This window comes from Streptomyces sp. NPDC050560 (genome assembly GCF_044457285.1).
Taxonomy (GTDB): Bacteria; Actinomycetota; Actinomycetes; order Streptomycetales; family Streptomycetaceae; genus Streptomyces.
Map to the genome: position 1 here is coordinate 284,760 of NZ_JBITGT010000001.1, position 19,879 is coordinate 304,638.

At 71.4% G+C, this 19,879-nt stretch carries 16 protein-coding genes and 1 tRNA gene; 11 read left to right on the forward strand and 6 right to left on the reverse strand.

Going from position 1 to position 19,879, the window contains the following annotated elements; genetic code table 11:
• Nucleotides 1-98 precede the first annotated feature (98 nt).
• A complete protein-coding gene (locus tag ACIBIW_RS01235; RefSeq protein ID WP_399331863.1) occupies nt 99-2,645 on the reverse strand; it encodes an FtsX-like permease family protein in 2,547 nt (848 codons plus the stop codon).
• Nucleotides 2,645-3,427: an ABC transporter ATP-binding protein gene (locus ACIBIW_RS01240; RefSeq protein WP_399330592.1), complete on the reverse strand. Its 783-nt coding sequence runs from the start codon at nt 3,425-3,427 to the stop codon at nt 2,645-2,647. The genes ACIBIW_RS01235 and ACIBIW_RS01240 overlap by 1 nt, the downstream gene beginning before the upstream one ends.
• Before the next feature lie 382 nt (nt 3,428-3,809).
• Between ACIBIW_RS01240 and ACIBIW_RS01245 the strand changes: the two genes are divergently transcribed.
• Both ACIBIW_RS01245 and ACIBIW_RS01250 read left to right on the forward strand, forming a co-directional pair.
• Nucleotides 3,810-4,517, forward strand: a complete 708-nt coding sequence (locus ACIBIW_RS01245) for a bifunctional DNA primase/polymerase (RefSeq protein ID WP_399330594.1) — start codon at nt 3,810-3,812, stop codon at nt 4,515-4,517.
• Nucleotides 4,508-4,581, forward strand: a tRNA-Lys gene (locus ACIBIW_RS01250). The genes ACIBIW_RS01245 and ACIBIW_RS01250 overlap by 10 nt, the downstream gene beginning before the upstream one ends.
• A gap of 273 nt (nt 4,582-4,854) precedes the next feature.
• Here the strand turns inward: ACIBIW_RS01250 and ACIBIW_RS01255 are convergent.
• The 4 genes from ACIBIW_RS01255 to ACIBIW_RS01270 form a co-directional block, all read right to left on the reverse strand.
• Nucleotides 4,855-5,361, reverse strand: coding sequence for a hypothetical protein (locus ACIBIW_RS01255; RefSeq protein WP_399330596.1), 507 nt, complete (start codon nt 5,359-5,361; stop codon nt 4,855-4,857).
• A complete protein-coding gene (locus ACIBIW_RS01260) occupies nt 5,358-9,623 on the reverse strand; it encodes a DUF6531 domain-containing protein (protein ID WP_399330598.1) in 4,266 nt (1,421 codons plus the stop codon). The genes ACIBIW_RS01255 and ACIBIW_RS01260 overlap by 4 nt, the downstream gene beginning before the upstream one ends.
• Nucleotides 9,620-9,991 (reverse strand): hypothetical protein, encoded by a 372-nt coding sequence (locus ACIBIW_RS01265; protein WP_399330600.1) that lies wholly within the window; start codon nt 9,989-9,991, stop codon nt 9,620-9,622. Before ACIBIW_RS01265 ends, ACIBIW_RS01260 begins: the two co-directional genes overlap by 4 nt.
• 366 nt (nt 9,992-10,357) lie before the next feature.
• Nucleotides 10,358-11,176, reverse strand: coding sequence for a class I SAM-dependent methyltransferase (locus ACIBIW_RS01270; RefSeq protein ID WP_399330602.1), 819 nt, complete (start codon nt 11,174-11,176; stop codon nt 10,358-10,360).
• Nucleotides 11,177-11,231: 55 nt separating this feature from the next.
• Here ACIBIW_RS01270 and ACIBIW_RS01275 point away from each other — a divergent pair, with 55 nt between their 5' ends.
• From ACIBIW_RS01275 to ACIBIW_RS01315, 9 genes are all read left to right on the forward strand, one after another.
• Nucleotides 11,232-11,951, forward strand: a complete 720-nt coding sequence (locus ACIBIW_RS01275; RefSeq protein ID WP_399330604.1) for a GntR family transcriptional regulator — start codon at nt 11,232-11,234, stop codon at nt 11,949-11,951.
• 280 nt (nt 11,952-12,231) lie between these two features.
• Nucleotides 12,232-12,645, forward strand: a complete 414-nt coding sequence (locus ACIBIW_RS01280; RefSeq protein WP_399330605.1) for a hypothetical protein — start codon at nt 12,232-12,234, stop codon at nt 12,643-12,645.
• A 237-nt stretch (nt 12,646-12,882) separates the two neighbouring features.
• On the forward strand, nt 12,883-13,380 hold the full coding sequence (locus tag ACIBIW_RS01285) for a hypothetical protein (RefSeq protein WP_399330607.1): 498 nt from the start codon (nt 12,883-12,885) through the stop codon (nt 13,378-13,380).
• Between the two features lie 267 nt (nt 13,381-13,647).
• Nucleotides 13,648-13,998, forward strand: coding sequence for an ArsR/SmtB family transcription factor (locus ACIBIW_RS01290; RefSeq protein ID WP_399330609.1), 351 nt, complete (start codon nt 13,648-13,650; stop codon nt 13,996-13,998).
• Nucleotides 13,999-14,103: 105 nt separating this feature from the next.
• Nucleotides 14,104-14,586: an NADH-quinone oxidoreductase subunit B family protein gene (locus ACIBIW_RS01295; RefSeq protein WP_399330611.1), complete on the forward strand. Its 483-nt coding sequence runs from the start codon at nt 14,104-14,106 to the stop codon at nt 14,584-14,586.
• Nucleotides 14,583-16,634, forward strand: a complete 2,052-nt coding sequence (locus ACIBIW_RS01300; protein ID WP_399330613.1) for a proton-conducting transporter membrane subunit — start codon at nt 14,583-14,585, stop codon at nt 16,632-16,634. The genes ACIBIW_RS01295 and ACIBIW_RS01300 overlap by 4 nt, the downstream gene beginning before the upstream one ends.
• A gap of 10 nt (nt 16,635-16,644) precedes the next feature.
• Complete coding sequence (locus ACIBIW_RS01305; protein WP_399330616.1) at nt 16,645-17,601, forward strand: respiratory chain complex I subunit 1 family protein; 957 nt, start codon at nt 16,645-16,647, stop codon at nt 17,599-17,601.
• A complete protein-coding gene (locus tag ACIBIW_RS01310) occupies nt 17,598-18,278 on the forward strand; it encodes a hypothetical protein (RefSeq protein ID WP_399330618.1) in 681 nt (226 codons plus the stop codon). Before ACIBIW_RS01305 ends, ACIBIW_RS01310 begins: the two co-directional genes overlap by 4 nt.
• Nucleotides 18,278-19,879 carry a proton-conducting transporter membrane subunit gene (locus tag ACIBIW_RS01315; protein ID WP_399330620.1) on the forward strand — a complete coding sequence of 534 codons (1,602 nt, stop codon included), beginning with the start codon at nt 18,278-18,280 and terminating at the stop codon, nt 19,877-19,879. Before ACIBIW_RS01310 ends, ACIBIW_RS01315 begins: the two co-directional genes overlap by 1 nt.

A 19,879-nucleotide genomic window follows, 5' to 3' on the forward strand; every position in this document is an offset into this window, starting at 1 on the left:
ACCCGGCAGGCGCTGCGGTGGCACGTTCTGCGGGCCGCGCGGCGCTCGCACCGGGGCGCCTTCCGGAACAAGTCGCGCGACGCGGCGGGCCGTGGTCCTTACTCCCGCTCCCCCATCACCTCGGCGGGCCGCCGCGCCAGGGCGAGGCGCCCCGGCACCAGCGTCGCCGCCGCCGCGAGCAGCAGGGCGAGCCCGAGGGTCGCCGCGTACAGCGGCAGATGGAAGGTGGGCGAGCCATTGCCGGTCATGCCCTTGCCGAACGACGCCAGGACGGCGTACGCGATCCCGGTGCCGAGGGCGCCCGCCACCAGGACCACCACACCCGTCTCGATCTTGAGCATGCCCCGCACCTGGCGGCGCGTGGTGCCCACGAGGCGCAGCAGCGCGAACTCCCGGGAGCGGTCCGACACCGCCATGGCGAGGGTGTTGACCACCGCGATCGCCGTGAACGCGACGATCAGCCCCATGGCGACGTAGTTGACCTCGGCGGTGGTCTGCGCCACCTCGGCGTTGAGGTCGTCCGCCTGCCCGCTGTCCAGGGCGCTCACCCCGGGGTAGGGGGCCACCGCGGCCGCGAGCCGGTCCCTGGACACGTCGCCCGCGACCAGCACGGCGGAGGCCAGCGGATTGTCCACGTGCCCGGCCACCAGGGCGTGGTCGAGGGTGAGGTCGCCGAAGCCGAGGCCGCGCCGGTAGACCGCGGCGACCCGCGCCGTGACCTGGGTGCCGTCCCCGAGAGTGACCGCGATCCTGTCCCCAGGGCCCTTGTGCAGGTGGTCGGCGGCGGTGTCGCTGAGCGCGACGTCGCCGGGGCCGAAGCCGTCGAGCGAGCCCGCCGTGACGCCCGGGTCCCAGGTGTGCGAGAGGCCCGCGGGGGTGACGCCCTGCGCCGGGTAGCGTACGAGGCCGACCCTGACGTCGGTGTGCACCACCTCGGTGACGGCGTCGACCCCGGGCACCTTCGCGGCGGCGGCCGACGCCGCGTGCGGCACCCCGCTGCCGGACGAGCCGAGCACCCACGCCGCCGTGGTGCCCTCGCGGGCCTGCTCGCTGGAGGCGTCGCCGAGGGTGCTCTGGACGAAGAGGACGGTGCTCGCCATGGCGACGAGCAGCGCGAGCGGGGTGATCGCCGCGGCGACCCGGCGGGTGTTGGCGCCCGCGTTGGCCGCGGCCAGGTGCCCGCCCACCGGGGACGCCTGGAGCGGTCCGCGCAACAGCGCCACCGCGCCGCGCACGACGAGCGGGCCGAGCAGGGCGACCGCCATGCACAGCAGCATCACGGTGACATACGTGACCGGTGTGGAGGCGGCCTCGGTGTGCAGCGCGCGCAGCACCACGAGGAGCACGATGCCGCCGGTGAGGGTGACCACCCCGCCCACGGCGCGCGCCAGGGTGAACGCCCGCTGCTCCACGGCCGCTTCGGAGAGCGCCTCGGCGGGCCTGATCCGGGCGACACGGCGCGCCGAGATCCTGGCGGCGACCCACGCGCCGAGCAGCGCGGCGGCCACGGCGGCGAGGAACGGCACGATGCTGTAGGTGAGTTGGAGGCTGTCGGGGATCGCGCCGAGCGACACGAACCGGTCGTGCAGCCAGTGCCCCACCGGGAGCCCCGCCGCGGCGCCGAGCACCCCTGCGACCAGTCCGATACCCAGTGCCTCCCGGCCGATGAGCTTCCTGACCTGCCTGGGGGTGGCGGCGACGGCGCGCAGCAGGGCGAGTTCGCGGTGGCGCTGCTGGATGGAGAGCGCGAAGGTGCCCACCACCACCAGGATCGCCACGAGGAGCGAGGTGCCTCCGATCGCACCGCCCATGGAGACGAGTTTGACGCGGGCGTCGGCGGCGTCGAGGAACTCCACGGGGCCGCGGTCGCCGCCCGTCACCACCTTGGCCGAGGTGCCGCCGAGGGCCTTCTCCGCCTGGTCGGCGAGGGCGGCGGGGGTGACCCCGGGCTTCGGCAGCAGCCCCACGGCGTCGTACGCGCCGCCGCGGCCCGCGAGCCGCGCGGCCTCCGCGTCCGAGAAGAACAGCGAGGTCTGCCGGGCGAGTTGGCCGCCGGTGGCGTGGGCGATCCCGGTGACGGTGTAGGTGCGGGGCGCGTCGGTCGCCTGCACGGGCAGCCGGTCGCCCGGCGACAGGTGTGCGCGGGCGGCGAGTTCGGCGTCGACGACCACGTCGCCCGCGCCGCCGGGCGCGTGGCCCGCGGTGAGGGTGAACGGGGTGAGCGCCGCCGACTTCCAGGCGTGCCCGTACGACGGGCTGCCGTCGACCCCGGGGACCAGCGCGCCGTCGGCGACGGCGTGGGCGGGGAAGGTGACCTCGGGGACCACCGCGCGGGCGCCGGACAGGCCGGTGAGCCTGTCCACGGTGGACGCCGGCAGCCACACCCGCTCGGAGAGCGGCTTCGCCTTCTCCTTGACCTTCGTCTTGCCGTGCTTGTGGGTGACGGTGCGCTGGTGCACGTCCTGGTCGCCGCCGACGACCACGGGCGCCGCCGCGTAGCGCTCGGTGCCGATGTGGCCGCGCAGCCCCGTCTCCAGCAGCATGCCGCAGGCGGTGACCAGCGTCGCGGCGCACAGCAGCGCGAGGAACGCGCCCGCGAAGCCGCCCTTGCGGTAGCGCAGCGTCTGCCACGCGTAGCGGAACATCAGGCCCACGCCCCGAGGTGTGTCATACGGTCGGCGATCATGTCGGGGCTCGGCCGGCGCATCCGGTCGGCGATCCTGCCGTCCGCGAGGAACAGCACCGTGTCCGCGTACGAGGCCGCCACCGGGTCGTGCGTCACCATCACCACGGTCTGCGCGCCCTCGTCGACGCAGGTGCGCAGCAGGGTGAGGATCTCCTTCGCGGTGACCGTGTCCAGTGCTCCGGTGGGCTCGTCGCCGAAGATGACGTCGGGGCGTGTGACCAGGGCGCGGGCGATGGCGACGCGCTGCTGCTGGCCGCCGGAGAGCTGTGCGGGGCGGTTGCGCTGCCGCCCGGCGAGCCCGACCCGCCCCAGGATCTCCTCCAGCCAGGCCCGTTCACGCCGCCGCCCGGCCAACCGCAGCGGCAGCTCGATGTTCTGACGAACCGTCAGTGACGGTACGAGGTTGAACGCCTGGAAGACGAACCCGATCCGGCTGCGCCGCAGCTTCGTCAGCTCGGTCTCGTTCATCCGCGTCAGATCGGTGCCGCCGATCCTGGCGGTGCCCGAGGTGGGGCGGTCGAGCCCGGCGGCGCAGTGCAGGAAGGTGGACTTGCCGGAGCCCGAGGGCCCCATCACGGCGGTGAAGGTGCCGCGCGGCACGGCGACGGACACCGAGTCGAGCGCGCGGACCCCGCGGTCCGCCCTGCCGTACACCTTGGTGACGGTGTCGAGACTCAGGGCCGTCTCGCCCGCGCCCCCGTGCGGGGGGCCGGGAGCGAAGGCGGTGGCGTGTGTCTTCATCAGGTGGTGTTCCTCTCGTACCGGCCGGGAACTGCGGGCGGAAGACGCCGGGGCTGGGGGACGGGCCCACGGGGAAGTGTCGGTTGCCGGTGGCTCCCGACCGACGTTACGGAGCGCGCCCGCCCCACACCATGCGGTACACGCCCGTCCCGGGGTGGGGATAACCCGACAACGCCGCGAGGACCCGGGGAGCGGAGGGGGGCGGTCCGGGGAGGCCGCCGGGGGGCACGAGGAGGTCCGCCGGGCAGGGCATCCCGAGAGGGTCCGCCGCCAAGTGCCTGGCATATGCCGAGTGGGCACCATACTCCCCGTATCTGCGCCTTGTCCCCGCTTTCGCGAACTCTCGGAAACGGGGTGCTCACCGCGGGTAGACCTGACGCCCATGAGCAGTGCATGGAGTGGCGTGGGCGGCGGTTCAGGCGGGGCGGCGCAGGGCGGACGGCCGGGGCCGCGGCGCGCGGCGGCACGGGCGACGGGAGCGGCGGCGGGGGCGGCGCAGGGCGGTCGCGGCGCCGCGGGCGGGGGCCCGTCCGACCGGTTCGACGTACGGGGCGTCACCCGCGAAGGCGCCTCGTGGCTGGCCTCTGCCGAAACGTATCCCCACAGCGCGCTCACACACTGGGCCCGGCGGCCCGACGCCCCGCTCGTGCTGCCCTGCGGCCGGGTCTTCGACGTGGTGAACGCACCCGCCTTCTTCGGGCGCCGCATGCTCGACCCGCTCTGGAAAGAGGGCCCGGGCTCGGGGCCCGTCGCCGTCCACCGGGGCCGCATGCTGCTCTTCGCGGCGCCTGGCACCGCCCAGCGGCTGCCCTCGCTGCTCGGCTGGGAGGAGTGGAACACCGGCCGCGACTGGGCCGCCCCCGTGCTCTGCCACGGCAGGGGCGACGCGATCACGGTGCCCGCCCTCACCCCCGGCCCCCGCGACGCCGTCCGCTGGCTGGTGGCACCCGACACCCGCCACCCCTGGCTCCCCGGCCCCGACACCCTGCTCTGGGCCTGCGTACGGGCGGCGCGCACGGCCCCCCGGATATCGATTTTTCCTCGCGCCGACCAGGGTGCTAATGTCTACGACGTCAGCAGGCGCCGCTAGCTCAGTTGGTTAGAGCAGCTGACTCTTAATCAGCGGGTCCGGGGTTCGAGTCCCTGGCGGCGCACCCAGCGACAGGTCGCTGACCAGGGCGTTCTCGGTTCCCGAGAACGCCCTTTCGCGTTGTCGGACCGGGCACGCGTCCGGGTGCGGGAGCCGCTTCGCCGGGGCATCACCTGGTCGGCGGTTCGGCGACCGCTGCCAGGACCATGCCCTCTGGGCAGCATGGTCCTGGCAGTGTGCGGGGAAAGCCTCCCCTGGCGCTGTGACCGAAAAGTTCACTGGCTCACTCGCGTCCCAGACCTGTCAAGGGTGTACGAGGCGTGGAGAGTGGCCGGCGTTACACACTCGACGCCTGAAGCAGGTCACAGGGGGAGGACCAGGACGGCAATCCGCTTCGGAGGTCCTCCTGATTCATCTCAGTGTAATCCGGTGGGGCGTCACCGATCCCCTCTACTTCCAGAACGTAGAATTCCGCCTGGGAACCCGCGACGTCGAGCCGTGCGGCAGGAAAGAACTCAAAGCTCATACGAAATGAATCGGCAGTACTGTCGGGTTCGCTGGATACTACCGTCAGAGCCGCAGGAGGCGTCGGCAGTGTCGAAGACCGCCACCCGAAATATCCTAGTCGGCGAACGACAAGCAGCGCCGCGTTTCCGGCATCGAACTGCAATGAGGTGCGCAGTTCGAAAAGTAGGGCAGCCGTCGAGTTCAGTTGGCATACACGGGAGTCCAGCAATTGGGATTCTTGTAGGGCGTCGACCTCTCTCAGTGGATTTGGATCGGCCGCCTCGACACCCGTCGAGATTTCACGCTTCGCTGCAACGAGACTGTTCACCGAGATCATGGGATTGGGATGTGATTGTAAGGGTCCGCCTTGCCGACCGTCTGACCAGTTAGAGGGTTGACCGACTGTCCTGCCTTGTTCATGTAAACCACATATCCATTGGGGTATTGATACTTTCCCGTCGTTACCGGGTCCATGACCCGAACTTGCTGAACTCGCGGATCAAGCCCCTTGGTTCCTGATGGAATATCATAAGCCCACCCTTTCCCCGTTGCGACCGGAGTGCCCGTTGCCCCTTTAGGGAGGGGAAGTGTCTCCCCGGCGGGGCCCGTCACCGAAGCGATGCGGCACGGATTCAGTCCGAGAGGGTCGGATATCGACAGCGGGGATGCCACATATGCATGGTGGTTGGGCGCGGGTTCAAGGCCCAGGGGGTCAGGGCTGAGGTATCGGGCAGTCTCCGGATCATAATAGCGGGAGTGATTGTAGTTCAGGCCGGTTTCGATGTCGGCGTACTGCCCGGGGAAACGGAGTGGGCATTTCACGGCTGTGCGATCGTCTGCCACCTGGGGAAGCCCGGTTCCCCACAGCGCGGTGCGGTACTGCCACGCCAGCTCGCCGTCAGCCGTAACCAACTCGGTAGGAGTCCCCACGAGATCCGTGATGGTCGCGTGGAAGCGCGTGTCGCGATCCGCCCTCGTATCCTCGGCGAGCTGAGTCAGGAAGGACGTTTCCCGGGCGCGGGCGCGATGCCAGTGATCGGTCTGGGTAAGTGGGCGATGGGTTCCTGGGGCGTAGGCCCAGGTGACTGCCCGCCCATCGGCCTCCGTCTGCTCTGCGAGCCTGTTGTTGTCCCAGCTGAAGTCGACTGTCGCGGCCGGGTGACCGTCGGTGGCGACGCGGCGTTTGGAAACCCGGCGGCCGAGTGGGTCATAGGCGTAGTGCCAGCACTGTCCATCCGGAGTGATGACTGTGGTGAGGCGATCTTCCGCATTCCAGTCGTAGGCCCAGGTGCGGGTCTGGCCGTTGAGTAGTTTGCGGGTCTTACGGACAAGGCGACCTTGTAGGTCGTGTGTGTATGCGGTGCGGCCGGCGGCGCGGAGGAGGGTGCCTGTGTAGGACCGCTTATCGGGCTCCGAGGAGCCGGGGATTGTCGCGTGTGTGAGGTTTCCCGTGGTGTCGTACGCATATGTCTCGGACCAGCCGGGAGCCCGAACCGTCGTGGCCCGGCCGATCGCGTCGAGGCCGAAGCTCCGGGTGCCGGAGGTGAGGTCGCGAATCTCGGAGACATGGCCGTCGGGTCGGTAGGCGTAGCTGCGATATTGGAGCAGGTCTTCCGCGTGCTGAGTCGAAGACGGGGAGACCAGGGTCTGGGTGGTAAGGCGATCGGTGGCGTCCCATGCCTGGGTGAGGACCACGCCGTCGCCGATGCGGCACTGGGTCTCGCGTCCTGCGGCGTCGTAGGTGAAGGCGAGAGCCCCGTCCTCCGAGCGGAGTCCGGCGAGGCGACCCACCGGGTCATAGGCCCATTCCGTCGCCAGACCGGTGGGAGTGACCCGGTGGGTGCACTGCCCCAGGGAGTCGTACGCGTACACCATGCTGCGGCCGTTGACACTGTCCGACAGCAAGCGGCCCAACGCGTCATATTCCAGCACCACTTCGGCTTCCGCGTTGGCGGCACGTACCACATTGCCACTCGCATCGTAGGCGTAGGTCGTGATGTCGTCGGTCACGGTGCGCTGTTCCACGACCCGCCCCAAGGAGTCACGCAGGTAGGAAAGAGTCCCGGTTACACCAGTGGTGCGGGCCGTGAGGCGACCTGCCGCATCGTAGGCGTAGGTGACACTGCGGCCGTTGAAATCGGACTCCGCGGCCAGGCGGCCTGCCGCGTCGTAGGCATAAGTCCACTGGTCTCCCAGGGGGTTCGTGACCGTCGTGAGGCGTAGCTCCGTATCGTAGGCGAATTGGTAGTGGGCGCCGTCGGGGTCGGTGCGCGCAGCAGGAAGATCGAAGGGGCCCGGGGTGTGTTGGGTGATGTTCCCCGCGGGGTCCGTATGGGTGAGGAGATTGCCCTCGCCGTCCCAGGTCCACATCTCCCGAGTGCCGTCAGGAAATTCGCGCCGACTGGGCTTTCCTTCGTTCGTCCAACCTGTCCGGGTGGTATGCCCAAGCGGGTCGGTAGCCGCGGTGATACGTCCGAAGACGTCACGACGGAGTGTGGTGGTGTGGCCGAGTTCGTCGGTGATCTCTATGGGGAGCCCGGCCGAGTTCAGGATCATGGTGCGGGTATGGCCCAGCGCGTTCGTGATTGCAGTCGGACGGCCTGAATCGTCGTACTCGTACCGTGTCTCGGCGCCGAGCGGGTCGAGCGTCGTCAGCCGATTGCCCCGCTCGTCATACGTGTGCCGCCAGAGTGCCCCGCCGGGCCCGACCACCTTCGTCACCAGGCCGAGCGAGTTGTACTCCGCCTGGGTCAGCGTGCCGTCCGGGAGGGCTACGCCAGTGTTGTTGCCGGCCGCGTCGTACGTGTAGCGCGTCGTGTGTCCAAGGGGGTCCGTCACCGCGAGCGGCCGCGTTCCGTACCCGTCCCACTCTGTATAGGTGACACGCCCCAGCGGGTCCGCCTCCTCGACCACCAAGCCTTCCGCGTTGTACCGGCGGACCGAGACATGACCCTGGGAATCCGTGTACGTCGTCGTACGTGCCTCGTCGTCGTAGGACAGCGTCCCGGACAGGATTCCGTCGATCCCCTGGGTGCGAACCACACGTCCGCGGTCGTCGTAGACGTAACCGAACCAGGTGCCGTTCCTGTCGGTCCAGCGAGTGATGCGGCCCTCGGTGTCGTAGGCCAAACGCAGGGCCTCACCCGTCGAATTGATGATTTCGGTGAGGTTGCCCGCCTCGTCATAGCCGTAGCGCATGACGACCGTGCCCGTCCCGGCCGTAGGGGAGTCGTGCATCTCGTACTCGGACGGAGCTTCATCGAGCAAGCGCAGCGCGGTGACGCGGTGGCCGTGAGTGTCGATGGCCACGTAGTAGCCGCCCGAGTGACGCAGGGCGGTGGGAGTGCCCTGCTGGGTGCGTTCGACGCTGATCCTGGTGTTGTTGCGGTCGTGCCAGCCGTCGATCGGCAGGCGGAAGGTACCGGGGGCGCCGCTGGGCAGGGGGGTGCTGAAGGTCCGTACCACGCCGGTGGCCGGGTCGGTGATGGTCATGACGCCGTCCGCCTGACCGTCCCATTCGAGGGGCCAACGGGCGCCCGTCACGGGGAGGAGGGGCTCACCCGGCCGGGGGATCGAGTACACCAGGCGCATGCCGTCGGCGGCGGCGAAAACCACGCCCTCACCGTCGATCTGAACCGCCTCGTCCAAGGTCGACGCCCAACTCGGACCGAAGCAGACTCCCGCCCGGTACGAGGACAGGTGAGTACGTTCGAAGACCAGCGGCAGTCCGGCGGCGGGAAGGGTGAGATCCGTCTGTCTCATGAGCATCGCGCCCGTGGCGACGTCAATGGGCTCGCCCACACAGGGGATATCGTCCGAACGGCGTGCGGCGGAACCCAAGTCGACCAGGTCAGGACGGAGTGACGGTGGGCGCAGAAGGAAGGGCGACTGGTTGGCGAAAGCACCCTCCGCCCCCGCCTTCAGGACCCCGGCGCCCGCGCCGAGTGCGCCGCCGAAGACCATCCCGGACTGGGCCGCCTCGTTCACCTCGTCCAGGCTGAAGCCCGTCCGCAGACCGGCGGCCACCTTCAACGGCTGAGCAACCGCCAGATCCACCGTGACGGATTCCAGCCCGCCGAAAGCCGCGGCGACGAGGGCGCCCGCGGCCAGCTCCGCCACCGTCGTCGTCACCGCGATACCGAGCGTGCCACCGAGCTCGATGATGGCCTCGGCCGCCGCTGCCGCCGCTCCCGAGGCGATCCCCGCCGTGAGGATGGCCACGCCGACCCCGGCCGCGATCACCGCCGCGTCGATACCGATCTGCGTCCACAGCTTGTTGATCGCGTCATCGGTGGCATTGGCCAACTTGTCCAGCGCCTCAGCCATCTTGCCAGCCGACTGGGACAGATCACTCAGCCAGCCGGCGTCCTTACCCTTCGCATAACGCCCCCAGAACTTCTCGAACGCGTCAACAGCCTCACCCTTGTTGTGCTGGATGATCGTCAACGCGGCCGTGTTGACAGGACCGCGGACATCATCGACAGCACCCGCGAAGGTCCGCCAAGCAGTGGCGGCGGAACGGAGCTTTCCCGAATCGGCGTCGGGCCAGTAAAGGCCCATCTTCATCAGGACGCCACGGGCCTCGTCCTCCAGGCTCACCTGCCGCCGCCCTGCCCCCGGCCATCGCCGTGGGGTGCCTTGATCTCGGTGAACATGCCCTGAATCAACAGCTCGTTGTCGATGTGGCCGTCGGCCATGTCGACCATCGCCTCATGAATGCTCACCAGTCCGAGGACGAGGGTGCCCGCGGCCGACTCGATCGTCTTCTGCTGGGGCGAGTAGGCGTCCTCGAACTGCTTGCCCTGGTCGTCGTCGCCCCACGGCTTACCAAGACCGTCCAACGTCTCGATCAGCGCCGTCAAAGCCTTGCTGAGGTTCTTGCCCTGCTCGTGAAACGCCGGCGCCGCCGCCTTGATGTCCGTCACCTTGATGTCCAGGACCTTGCCGTCCCCCTTGCCCCCAGCCATCATTCGCCCCTTTGCCGATCACACGGTCAAGCCCTCGGGAACTGAATGTACGGGTCAAGCAACATCCCCTGCCACCTGTTCCCGGCACAGTAGGTGTCAAGAGTGGTGGAGACACGGCCACCCGCCACCACCCCCTGGTGCCCACGAACACCATCAGTTCCTGGCGCGTGCGGTGGCACACATGAGGTGCCTGGAACCCGGGCAGCACCTCGACACACCCGCACCGGCCTCACACCCTTCTACGCACGACGGCGGGACTGATCCTCCACTCCCACGCCGCCCTCGTCTCCCCCAACCCGCCACACGGAAACGCTCCCGCCCGCGGCGCAACCGCGCGCCCCTTCGCGGGGCGGTCGGACACACCTTTCACGACATCGCGCGTCGTCCCACCGCAAGCAGGTGGGAGCCGGCCGCGAGGAGTTCGGGGTATGGCTCGGCCATCCGTGCCGCGGTCAACGCGGACTCGAACATCGGGGAGTCCACGAGGGACTGACCGGTGTGCCGCTCGGTCGCGGCGAGCAGCGACCAGGCCGGACCCTCGATCCCGAAGACCTCGGGCTCCTCGAATCCGGCCGCGGCCACCTCGTTGCGCAACTGCTCGCCCGTGTGAAAGTGCGCGGCAGTGAAAGCTTTCTTGCCGTCGTGGGTCTGGGTTTCGAGGATGCTGCCGATGCTCTTCCGGAGTGGCTCCCGATGGAGATGCGCGAAGGCCGTGTGCTCGAAGAGCGATGCGTATCGGTTGATTCCGGCCGCCGCGAGAAGACCGCCCGGCTTGAGTACGCGGTACGCCTCGGAGAGGGCCTGGTCCCGGTCGGTCCGTTCGATGAGGTGGTATAGCGGGCCGAGCAGGAGGACGACGTCGTACGAGGCGTCCTCGGCCGTGAGCAGCCGGGCGTCGCCCAGTTCGACAGTCGCGCCGGTCCGTCTCGCCTGTCCGATGTGGCGGGGGACGGGGTCGACGAGGTGCACGGTGTAGCCATCCGCGACGAGCCACTCGGCATGGGCGCCGGGCCCTCCGCCGACATCGAGGATCCGGCCGGGCGGCGCGGGAAGGCTGCGGCGCAGGAGTTCTTGCGTCCGTACCATCTCCAGACGGCCGTCGGCTGAAGCGGTCAGGCGGCCGACCTCATCGATGGTCTCGGTGTAAAACCTCACGATCTCCGGCGCTGGCTCAGGGCTCGTCATGCGGTCATTCTGATACCTCACCGGTGGACCAGGCCAGTAAGAGGAGACACACGACATGCCGCTGTTGAAGTACGAGCAGATCGCCGACAATCTGCGCACCCGGATCGCGAACGGCGAGTTCCTTCCCGGCGACCTCCTGCCCTCCGGCCGTGATCTCGCCGAGCAGTGGAGTGTGTCGCGGGCCACGGTCGTCAAGGCTTATGAAGTACTGCGCAACGACGGCTTGGTGGTCGCCCGCCAGGGCACGGGGTTCACCGTCGGGGAGACGCCGGTCGCCCGGCCTGCGGGCGGACGTCGCGCGGGTTCGAGCCGGATGTCCGGCGGCGGCCCGTACCGGCGCCTCGGCGTCCCGGATCGTACAGTGCCGCCCGCGCACGTGGTGGATGCCCTGCGCCTGGAGCCTGGCGAGGAAGCGTTGCGCAGGATGCGCCTGGTGCTGCTGGACGACGGCTCACCGAACAGCCTGGTGACTGCCTGGTTTCCACCGTCAGTTGCGGATGGCGCCCCGCGGCTGGCGATGAACGGGCCGATCGCCGAGGGCACCACGCACTACGTCAGGCGCGAGACGGGCCGCGCTCCGGCAGAGGGCGTCGACCGCACGACTGTGCGGCTGGCCACGGACGAGGAGGCGCGACTCTTGGAAGTGGACCAGCCCACAGCAGTGGCGGTCGCCCTGCACACCGCGTTCGACCAGGACCGCCGACCGCTTGTGTGTGAGGAGGGCGTGACCGCGACGCATGTCTTCGAGCGCATCGACAACTATCCGATGGAGTAAGAGGGCCGACTCCCCAACCGGCTTCGCGCTGTCACGGCATCAAGAGACCCCGGCGGCCGCTCATCGGCCCCGGGGATGGCCGACCGCGAGGAGTCGGCGAAATGGACACCGCACACTGCCACCCGGACAAGCCAACAGAACTCGACGGGAACTTGGTGGCGCCGACACCGGGCAACCACGGCCGCTCCGCAGCCGACCCGCACTGATCGTCCACGCCGCCACCGGGACCGACGACACCGACACCCTTCGCGCCCGGCTCCGCGAACACCTGGGCGGGCCCGTGATCCACGACCCCGCCCGCGCCCGCTACTACCCCCTCGTCCCCACGGACACCGCCAAATCCTGGCGCCGCGCCGTCGCGTACATCCGGTGCCTGGAACCCGAACAGCACCTCAACATGCCCGCCCCCACCGCCACCCAGCCCACCGCACAGACCCCGTACTGGACCGTGCCCCCGGCGAAGCCGTACAAGCTGTGCGACCCGGAAGCACTGAAGACCCTGACCCGGCACGGCCAGCGGCAGGCGGCGGCGAGCGGCGCAGGGTGGTGTCACTGGCACGCGGGCTACTCCCACGACACCCGCCTCGTGACGGTCACCGGGACGTCGAGCCTGGACGCGGGAGGGCGCTGGGCCTGCCCACCGTGCCGCAGGACCCACCGCCTCAAACCCTTCTACGAACAACACCGGAGCTGATCCACCCCCCACCCACCCCCACAAGGGCCGACCGGCCCCATGTCCGGACCGGTTGACCCGGGCGCACCGTGGCGCGGTGTGCGGAGAATCGAGTGGGCCCGTGGGCGGTCTCCACTCCCCCGGACGGCCGTTCACGGGTGGCCGGCGCGGTCGGCCGCGTACGGCCGGGACGCATCCGCGACCGGGCGGCCGTACGGGAGCGGTGGCGTTCTGTCGCGGAGGAAGGAACACCCGGGAGTGATCGCTGTGGTGGGGCACCCCGATCTCACGGTGCCGACGCTCGTGCTGCTGGAGGAGGAGTTGCGCGCCAGGCTGGCGGGCTTCGCCCGGGCCGGGAGGACGGGGCTCGTACGCGCGGGGCGCGGGCTCCCCCTCGCCTTCGGGCGGGCCGCGCGCAGGGCGGGGCTCGCGCTGGTCACGGTCCTGCCGTCGCACGACGGCGTCCCCGCGCAGCTCGCCGGGGACGACCGCGGCGCGGCCGGGGAGCTGCTGATGCTCTCCGAGCAGGTACGCCTGCTGGAGTTCGACCCCGCCGACCGCGGCGCCTGCGTCGGCGCGGACGAGAGCCTGCTGCGCACATGCGCCCTGGTGCTCGCGGTCTGGGACGGCTCCCCCTCGAACGGCACGGACGCGACGGCCCATCTGGTGGCCTACGCCCGCAGCCACGGGGTCGACGTCGACGTCCTCTGGCCGCAGGGCGCCGAACACCGGCCCGTCCCCCGGACGCCGGGATGACGCGCGGGGGCCGCCCGCCCGGCCCCCGCGGATCTTCCGAAGCCCACCTCCCCACTCATGCAGAGTTGCGAAATTTAGCAATTGCTGAGATCGTCACTTGCCGTTGTGGGATTCGGCTGCCCCGGTCCCGCTGTGCGGGTCCGGCACGGCCGCGTCGCACGCGAAAATGGGGCACATGTCTGTGACGAGTGAGTGGACGCGATGCGCGGCGAGTGGGCGGACGACCGCGGCAGGGACACGGTCCCGTGCCGGTGAAGGGGCGCTGCGGTGACGACTCCGCTGTACCAGCTCAAGGCCGAGTTCTTCAAAACGCTCGGACACCCCGCGCGCATCCGGATTCTGGAGTTGCTCAGCGAGCGCGAGCACGCGGTCGCGGAGCTGCTGCCCGAGGTCGGCATCGAGCCCGCGCATCTGTCGCAGCAGCTCGCCGTGCTGCGCCGGGCCAGCCTGGTGGTGACCCGCAAGGAGGGCTCGACCGCGTACTACTCGCTGACCAGCCCGCACGTGGCCGAACTGCTGCGGGTGGCGCGCACCATCCTGTCCGGGGTACTGGCGGGCCAGGCCGAACTGCTCGCCGACCTGCGCTCCGCACAGACCGAGGCGACACCGCCGCCGTAGCGTCCCGGCTCCCGGCCACGCCCGACGCGACAGGCCCGCGGCGCCCCACGGCAGCGGCTGCGGGCCGCGCAAGGAAGGCCGTCGGCGAAGGACCAGGGAGGGGCCATGGGCCTGTTGCGTAAGATCCGGGACACCGGACGGGTGGCCGAGGCCGCCCCACCGCGCCCCGAAGGCGATATGCCGGAGGCGGCGCGGGAGTTGGGCGGCTCGGTGCAGGTGCGGTGCGTGGACGCCGGGTCATGCAACGGCTGTGAGATCGAGATCGCCGCCGCCTTCAACCCGGTGTACGACGCCGAGCGGTACGGGGCCCGGTTGGTGGCCTCGCCGCGGCATGCGGACGTGGCCCTGGTGACCGGCCCCGTGACACGGAACATGGCCGCGCCGCTGCGGCGCACCGTCGACGCCATGCCCGAGCCGCGCCTGGTGGTCGCCGTGGGCGACTGCGCGATCAACTGCGGTGAGTTCGCGGGCGGTTACGGCGTCGAGGGCGCCGTGTCCGACGTCGTGCCCGTGGACCTCCGGGTGCCGGGGTGCCCACCGGAGCCCGAGGCCGTCGTGGCGGCGCTGCGGAGGGTGACAGGGCGGTGAGCGTGATCCCGGTCGCCCTCACGACGGCCACCGTCCTGGGCGGCGCGGGCACCCTGGCCGGATGCGGGCTTCCCCACCGGCTGCGTACCCCCGTGGTGGGCGCGCTGACGGCGGGCGTGGGCGCGAGCGGCGCCACCGCGGGCATCGCCGCGCTGGACGGCGGCAGTTGGTCGGCCGCCATCCCCTGGCTGCTGCCGCTGGCCGGGACACATCTGGCGATGGACGCGCTCGGGGGCCTCTTCACGGCGGTGGCCGGGACGATCGTGGCCGTGGTCGCGGTGTACGGCGTCGGCTACGCGGCGGGCCACGGCCCGCACGGGCTCGCGTCCCGTACGGCGCAGTCGATGCTGCCGCTGTTCGCCCTCACCCTGGTGCTGGTGCCCGTGGCCGCCTCGGTCCCCACGTTCCTCGTGCTGTGGGAGCTGATGGCGCTCGCCTCCCTGGCACTGGTGCTCGCGGAACACCGGTCGCGGCAGCGCCCCGGGGGCAGCGCGTCGGTGCGGCAGGCGGGCGTCTGGTATGCCGTGATGACCCACCTCGGGCTCGTACTGCTGCTGACCGGGCTCGCGGTGTTCGCCGCCCAGGCGGGAGGCACGACCTTCGCCGCCCTGCGGGAAGGCGCGCACGCGATGCGACCGGCCGTGCGGGGGCTGGTGTTCGTGCTGGTGGCGGCCGGTTTCACCGGCAAGGCGGGGGCGGTGCCGCTGCACGCCTGGCTGCCGCGCGCCCACCCGGAGGCGCCGAGCCCGGTGTCGGCGCTGATGAGCGCCGCCATGGTCAACCTCGGTGTCTACGGGGTCGTACGCGCCGGTCTCGACCTGCTCGGCGGCGGCCCCGCGTGGTGGTGGCTCGGGCTGATGGCGGTCGGCGGGATCAGCGCGGTCTACGGCATCCTCCAGGCGGCGATGGCCTCCGATCTGAAGCGGCTGCTGGCGTACTCGACGAGCGAGAACATGGGCCTGGTGCTGATCGGCGTCGGGGCCTGCGGGCTCTTCGCCGCGCACGGCGACCGGGTGCCGGCCGCGCTCGCCCTGGCGGCGGCGCTGCTGCACACCGTCAACCACGCCGCGTTCAAGGCCCTGTTGTTCTGCGCGGCAGGCTCCGTCCTGCGGGCCACGGGCGAGCGGAACCTCGACCTGCTCGGCGGGCTGCGCGCCCGTATGCCCGTCACGGCCGGTCTTTTCGCCCTCGCCGCGCTCGGCGCCGTGGCCCTGCCGCCCGGCAACGGCTTCATCAGCGAATGGCTGCTGCTGCAATCGCTGATCCACGGGCTCCAGGTGCCCGGCGTCGCCGTGGCCGTCGTGCTGCCGCTGTCGGTGGCCCTCATCGCCCTGTCGGCGGGCATCGCCTCGGTCGCGTTCGTCAAGGCCCTGGGGGTGGGCTTCTTCGCCAGGCCGCGCAGCGCGCACGCGGCCTCGGCGCGGGAGTCGCCGCCCCTCATGCTCGCGGGGATGGCCCTGCTCGCGGCCCTGTGCGTGGCGCTGGCGCTGGTTCCGGGGCTGCTGGCCGGGAGCCTCGACCGGGCCGTGGACGCGGTGGGTCTGCCGGGCGGCCACGCGGTCGCAGGCGGCGGCCTTGAGGTGCGGCTCGGCGGCCTGTCGGAGTCGCTGGCGCCGCTGTGGGTGGTCGCCGCGCTGACGGCCTGCCTGCTGCTCGCCACCGCATTGCCGCGCTGGTACGGGCGCCGTCGGCGCAGGGCGAACGCCCAGCTGTGGGACTGCGGCGGCGGGGCGCCGACACCCCGGATGGCATACACCGCGACCTCGTTCGCCGAACCGTTGCAGCGGGTCTTCGACAACGTGCTCGCCCCCGAGCAGGACGTGGACGTCACACCGGTGCGCGAGTCGGCGTACCTGGTGGAGCGGGTGCGTTTCCAGCGGCGGGTGGCCGACCGGATCGAGCACCGGCTGTACGAGCCGGTGCTCGGCGCGCTGGCGGGGGCGGGCCGGGCGGCGCGCCGCCTCGCGGACGGCAGTGTCCACCGCTATCTCGCCTACGGCTTCGTCAGCCTGGTCGTGCTTCTGGTGGCCCTGGGTGTGGGCTGGTGAGGGCGGACGGATGAGCGCACACGGATACGCGGCAGTGGCGGGCCAGGTCGTCGTGGCGGGCGCCGGGGCTCCGCTGCTGGCCGGATGGATGCGGCAGGTACGGGCCCGGATGGAGGGCAGGGCCGGGGCCGGGGTGCTCCAGCCCTGGCGGGACACCCGCAAGCTGCTGCGGAAGGAGCCGATCACGCCCGTCGGCACCGGGCCCGCCTTCCGGGTCGCGCCCGCGCTGCTGGTGGCCACGAGCCTGGTCGCCACCGCTCTCGTACCGCTGCTGTCCACGGACACCCCGGTGAGCGGGCACGCGGACCTCATCGTGGTCGTGTCGCTGATCGCGCTGGGCACCCTGGCGCTGGCGCTCGCCGGTCTCGACACCGGCACGGCGTTCGGCGGAATGGGCGCCTCGCGCGAGATGACGGTGGCCGCGCTGGTCGAACCGACCCTCCTGCTCTCCGTGTTCGCCCTGTCGATACCGGCGGGCACCACCAACCTGCCCGCCATCGTCGCGGGCGCCCTCGACGACGCGTCGCGGCTCGCCTCCCCCGCGGAACTCCTCGCCGTCGCCGCGCTCGCGGTCGCGGTGCTCGCCGAGACCGGCCGCATCCCGGTGGACAACCCGTCCACCCACCTTGAGTTGACGATGATCCACGAGGCGATGGCGCTGGAGTACTCGGGCCCCGATCTGGCCCTGGTCGAGTTCGGTGCCCAGATGCGGCTGACGCTGCTGCTCGGGCTGCTGTCCTCGCTGTTCGTCCCCTGGGGGATCGCCACCGACGGCTCCTGGGCCGCACTCGCGGTGGCGGTGGTGCTGTTCGCGGTGAAGGTCACCGTGCTGGGCGGGCTGCTGGCGGCGGCGGAAGTGTGCTGGGCCAAGGTCCGGCTTTTCCGGGTTCCCGAACTGCTCGCCGGTTCCTTCCTGTTGGCGCTGCTCGCGGTGGCGGCGTCGTACTTCCTCGGGGGGACGGCATGAGAGGGAGCGCGTACACCCAGCTCCTCGACCTGGCCTGCGGCGCCTTCCTCCTCTCGGCGATGGTCGTGCTGTGGCGACGCGAACTCGCCGCCGTCATCCGGCTGTTCGCCCTCCAGGGCATCGCGCTTGCCGCCGTCGCCGTCCTCCTCGGCGGGCACGAGGGGCGGTGGGACCTGGTCGGTGTCGGCGTCGGCATCGGGGTGCTGCGGGCCGGTGTGCTGCCGTATCTGATGCGGCGCGCCCTGGCGGCGCTGACCGCGGGGCGCGGTCCGGGCGACGAGGTGCGGGAGACCCGGCCCCTCGTCAACGTGGCGGCCTCGCTGCTTGCGGCGGCGCTGCTGACGCTGCTGGCCTACGCGGTGAGCCGCCCGCTGACCGCGCTCGATCCGACGGCCGCTACGCGCGCGCTTCCGGTGGGTCTCGCGGTGGTGCTGATCGGCTTCTTCGTGCTGGTGACCCGCAGGCGGGCGCTGGCGCAGGTGGTGGGTTTCCTGCTGCTGGACAACGGGATCACCGCCACTGCCTTCCTCGCCACGTCCGGGGTGCCGCTGATCGTCGAACTCGGCGTCTCCTTCGACGTGTTGCTCGCGGTGCTGGTGCTGCACCTGCTGACCGCGCGGGTGGTGGAGGCGTTCGGCACCACCGATGTCGACGACCTGCGGGAGCTGCACGACTGATGAACGCCACCACCCTGCTGCTGACCGCGCCCGTGGCCGTACCGCTGCTGGTCGCCGCCGCCCACACCCGCGTCCCGGTGCGCGTGGCACCGCCCGCCGCCGTGCCGGCGTCCGCGCCCACGCCCACGCCCACGCCCGTGGACGGCCCCGTCCTGGTGGCGGAGGCACCCGGGCCCGACGAGGGCGCGCGGCGGTCCCCGTGGGGCTGGTCCTGGCTGCTGTCCCCGTTGGCGATCCTGGCGTGCGGGGGTGTGCTCGCGGCGCGGGTCGGTGGCGGCGGCTCCGTGTCCTGGGCCTCGGGGGTGCTGCGGGCCGACGCGCTCAGTGTGTGGCTGCTGTTGGTGGTGGGTGCGGTGGCGCTGGTGGCCCTCGGGGCGACGCCCGGGTATCTGGCGGGTGAGCGCGCCGCGGGACGTGCCACGGCCGCCGCCGTACGGCGTTACCACGCGCTGGTGCACGCCTTCCTCGCCGCCATGTGCGTGGCCGTGCTCAGCGCCAACCTCGGTGTGCTGTGGGTCGCGGTGGAGGCCACCACCCTGGTCACCGCCTTCCTCGTCGGCCACCGCCGTACCCGTGCCTCGGTGGAGGCCGCCTGGAAGTACGTGGTGATCTGCTCGGCCGGGATCGCGCTCGCGTTCCTCGGCACGGTGCTGATCTACTACGCGGCCCGGCAGGCCGGGATCGGGGAGTCGGCGGCGCTCGACTGGCCCACCCTCGCCGCCCACGCCCACCGCCTCGACCCGGATGTGACCCGGCTGGGCATCACCCTGACGGTGCTGGGCTTCGGCGCGAAGGCCGGTCTCGTACCGCTGCACTCCTGGCTGCCGGACGCGCACAGCCAGGCCCCCGCGCCGGTCTCGGCGCTGATGTCGGGGGTGTTGCTCTCGGTCGCCTTCGGGGCCGTGCTGCGCTACCGGGTCATCGCCGACGCCGCCCTGGGTCCTGGCTTCACCCGGGTCCTCCTTTTCGGCGCCGCCCTGCTCACGCTGGCGTTCGCGGCGGCGCTGCTGCTGGCCCAGCGCGACTACAAACGGATGCTTGCCTATTCGAGCATGGAACACATGAGCCTCGTCGCCCTCGGCGCGGCGATCGGCGGCCCCGCGGCGCTGAGCGCGGCGCTGCTGCACATCGCCGGGCACGGCCTGGCCAAGTCGGTCGCCTTCTGCGCCTCCGGACGTATCCTCCAGGCCACGGGCACCACACGGATCGGCCGGGTACGGGGCCTCCTCAACCGCGTGCCCGCGCCCGCCGGGATGCTCGGCCTCGCGGTGCTCGCACTGCTCGCGTTTCCCCCCTTCGGCCCCTTCGCCTCCGAACTCGGCCTGTTCCGTGCGGGGTTCACCCATGGGACGGGGCCCGCCCTGGCGACCTGCGCGGCACTGGCGCTGGTACTGGTCGCCTTCGCGGCGCTCGCGGTCCGCAGCGCCCGCATGCTCCTGGGACCACCGCCCGCGGCGCCGCCCGCGGCACCCTCCGCGGGAGCCGAGGTGTCCGCGCTGTGGCCACTCGCCCTCGGCCTGGCCGGCTGCGCCGCCCTCGGGATCGCCACGGGGCCGCTCACCGCACTGCTGCGCAGTGCCGCCCAGGTGGCGGGAGGCTGA

Bases quoted from the DNA above. Each gene is read 5' to 3' on its own strand.
- ACIBIW_RS01245 (WP_399330594.1), top strand. From the start codon at position 3,810: ATGAGCAGTGCATGGAGTGGCGTGGGCGGCGGTTCAGGCGGGGCGGCG.
- ACIBIW_RS01255 (WP_399330596.1), bottom strand. From the start codon at position 5,361: ATGATCTCGGTGAACAGTCTCGTTGCAGCGAAGCGTGAAATCTCGACG.
- ACIBIW_RS01235 (WP_399331863.1), bottom strand. From the start codon at position 2,645: ATGTTCCGCTACGCGTGGCAGACGCTGCGCTACCGCAAGGGCGGCTTC.
- ACIBIW_RS01275 (WP_399330604.1), top strand. From the start codon at position 11,232: ATGCCGCTGTTGAAGTACGAGCAGATCGCCGACAATCTGCGCACCCGG.
- ACIBIW_RS01270 (WP_399330602.1), bottom strand. From the start codon at position 11,176: ATGACGAGCCCTGAGCCAGCGCCGGAGATCGTGAGGTTTTACACCGAG.
- ACIBIW_RS01265 (WP_399330600.1), bottom strand. From the start codon at position 9,991: ATGGCTGGGGGCAAGGGGGACGGCAAGGTCCTGGACATCAAGGTGACG.
- ACIBIW_RS01305 (WP_399330616.1), top strand. From the start codon at position 16,645: ATGAGCGCACACGGATACGCGGCAGTGGCGGGCCAGGTCGTCGTGGCG.
- ACIBIW_RS01240 (WP_399330592.1), bottom strand. From the start codon at position 3,427: ATGAAGACACACGCCACCGCCTTCGCTCCCGGCCCCCCGCACGGGGGC.
- ACIBIW_RS01310 (WP_399330618.1), top strand. From the start codon at position 17,598: ATGAGAGGGAGCGCGTACACCCAGCTCCTCGACCTGGCCTGCGGCGCC.
- ACIBIW_RS01315 (WP_399330620.1), top strand. From the start codon at position 18,278: ATGAACGCCACCACCCTGCTGCTGACCGCGCCCGTGGCCGTACCGCTG.
- ACIBIW_RS01295 (WP_399330611.1), top strand. From the start codon at position 14,104: ATGGGCCTGTTGCGTAAGATCCGGGACACCGGACGGGTGGCCGAGGCC.